Source organism: Pseudomonas huaxiensis, from assembly GCF_003231275.1.
Taxonomy (GTDB): Bacteria; Pseudomonadota; Gammaproteobacteria; order Pseudomonadales; family Pseudomonadaceae; genus Aquipseudomonas; species Aquipseudomonas huaxiensis.
Map to the genome: position 1 here is coordinate 1 of NZ_QKVL01000113.1, position 2467 is coordinate 2467.

General features: G+C 47.3%; 3 protein-coding genes. 1 reads left to right on the forward strand and 2 read right to left on the reverse strand.

What is annotated here, in order from left to right:
• Positions 1-294, forward strand: a 294-nt coding sequence (locus tag DM374_RS32395) for a DUF4113 domain-containing protein (RefSeq protein WP_157969808.1), incomplete at its 5' end; no start/stop codon positions are given.
• Between the two features lie 61 nt (positions 295-355).
• On the opposite strand, the gene DM374_RS32400 is transcribed toward DM374_RS32395, so the two are convergent.
• Together DM374_RS32400 and DM374_RS32405 are read right to left on the reverse strand one after the other, a co-directional pair.
• Complete coding sequence (locus tag DM374_RS32400; RefSeq protein ID WP_110973523.1) at positions 356-805, reverse strand: hypothetical protein; 450 nt, start codon at positions 803-805, stop codon at positions 356-358.
• Positions 802-1479 carry a hypothetical protein gene (locus DM374_RS32405; RefSeq protein ID WP_157969809.1) on the reverse strand — a complete coding sequence of 226 codons (678 nt, stop codon included), beginning with the start codon at positions 1477-1479 and terminating at the stop codon, positions 802-804. The genes DM374_RS32400 and DM374_RS32405 overlap by 4 nt, the downstream gene beginning before the upstream one ends.
• Positions 1480-2467: the final 988 nt, after the last annotated feature.

The following is a 2467-nucleotide window of genomic DNA, read 5'->3' on the forward strand; positions in this document are numbered from 1 at the left end:
CTGCAGGCGGTGGAGCGAGTTTTCCGGCCTGGGTTTCGCTACAGCAAGGCAGAGGTCCTGCTGATGGACCTCTGTCAGCGCGGTCAGTTTACGGATGACCTGTTTGCGGCTTCACAGCCTGTGCAAGCCGAGCGGGTGATGCAGGTGCTGGATCGGATCAATGGTCGATGGGGAAGGGGGGCGCTTCGTCCGGCTGGCGTCCCTGCTGCTCCTGACTGGGGTATGCGGCGTGAAATTAAGAGTTGTTCCTATACTACGCGCCTAGACCAGTTATGGACTGTTTATGCTAGATAGCCCGTCAAGATTTCGACTTGCGACGTTTCCTCATTCGTAGGTTGTATAGAGAGGTCCGTATTTACTCTGGTTTTTTTTCGTCTGGTTGATTTTGAGCCGCGAGCGATGTAATTTTTTTTACTTTCTCTGCAGCGTTATGTTCTACTACTATGTTTTCTATAACCTGCTGAAGTAATTGTGTGTACATTTGCCGAGCTTGCCAGTCATTGATTTTTTTGCTGTCGTGTTGTTCTTGTATGAAACTGATTGCTTTCTTGATGCTGGGGTCGATATCAGTGCGCTTAAAATAGGATGGCATGTTAAGACCGATAACTGCGAAACAGATATAGTGCCATACTTTGAGTGCACCTATATTTATCCACTCGATCGCTTTAAGCGTGGGCGTGAAAAGCCCAGCTATTCCATGTAAAAGAACCCCAGCTAATATCCCAATGCTGGTCCCCTTGGGGTTGGAAACGAATAAAATGTTAATGGCCTTTCGGCTGAATTCGGAAAATTGGTCTTGGTTCATGCGTTGGTCCCCCAAGCTTTGCCGTGCCGAGCTTCTTCCGCTGGAATATCAGGCAGAGGAATTATTCTTTTCAGTCCACCTTCATCATTGAAATCGTTTTTATCTGTGTGTTTTAGTGCGAATCGAATAATTTCGCAGGCTTCAAATTCATTTTTGCCATACCAGCCATTCCGAATTCTGTATTCGATCAGTTTGTGATCTATGAGGGTGGATATCCAGATGACGGAAGCGATGATTAGCACTGTTCCGTCGAAGTTGCTGTAAGCTAATAAGTTGAAAGCAAAGTCGGCAGCTATGGCGATAGTTAAGAGTATTTGTATTGCGAATGTTTTTTCAATTTTTTCATTAAGCATTAGACCTACAATGGTGTTGGCTTTTTTTTCGTCGTTGGAGCTTACTACCCTTTCCATGAGTATAGTGATCGATCTAACTAGGCTCAAATTAATTAGTCGTGCTATTTTTTTTGATTCTTTAGGTGTCATGAAGGTCATGTTGAGCATGGCTTTAGTGAGGTTTAAATAATTCTCAAAAAAATCTTTCGCGCTTTGGCTTTTTAATATCGCGCGTAATATTTTTCTGGACTCTTCATTTTTAAATGCTTCATAAAAAACAGTCAATGTTGTAAGCACGGCTCCCACTATTCCCACGACCGCTGTAATGTTGTCTATGCTCATGATTGTCCCTGTGTTCGAGGCTGTGCTGACTAACTGTATGAGGCAGATTGCCATGAAGGCGGTCGAATAGGAAGGTCAGGCGGCCTACGGTTGTAGTGTGTGTAAAGAGCAATTGGAGAAGCGGGACTGGTTAGCCGGGTCTCCCCCCTAGCTCGGGGGGCGTCAGAGGCAAGGGCGCACGGCAAAGTAATTGAGTTTTATTTACAATCACTGCCTAACCCGAAAGCAGACCTGAGAAGTACTCATTGGTATCAACTGAAAGGAGTCTTGGTTCAGGTCCCCTGTGATGAAGCTGTGATAGCGCTGATGCGATACACGAGCCTTAGTTGGCGTAGTGTTGAGAAGCCTTTCAGAAAGCTGGGACGTTGTGCCAATGCGTCTGCTGAAGTCGAATTAGGCAGGCTCAGGGTGGGGCAGAAATGGGGCAACTCGGACGCCAAACCATGCCATCTAATGCCCGGATGAACGCATATGCATCAACATGCATAGGCGTTGAGTCCCTTGTGCTTCAAGGGTTGCAGACGATTGCTGCCTGATACCCCAGCACAATCGATGGGAACTCTGGGCTTTTCGCTGATCATTGGGGGAAAGGGAGACGTACTTGAACCCCCGTCCTCCAAGTCGCGCTCGTCGTTGTAGAGGTCAGTCATCCTGGCATGCTTGTGGCCGAGCAAAATCTGGGTATATGCAGGCCGCATTGGTTGGGCGTTTATCCTACGGGCTTGAAAACCGTTGAAGGGGCACGGCGGGTACCCTAGGAAAGGGGCGAAAATCAGTTCCGCAACTGACTAATATCCCATTGATTTTATTGGCTTTCAGCCTCGCTCAAAACGCGTCGATGCGGAATCGATGCCTTTTTAAGTTGTTGAAATACAAAGGAATACTCCCCGGATTGCAAATCCGTCTACGCCGGTTCGATTCCGACCTCGGCCTCCATATTCGAAAGCCTCGCAGGTTAACGTCTGCGGGTTTTTTTCTTGTGGGCGGA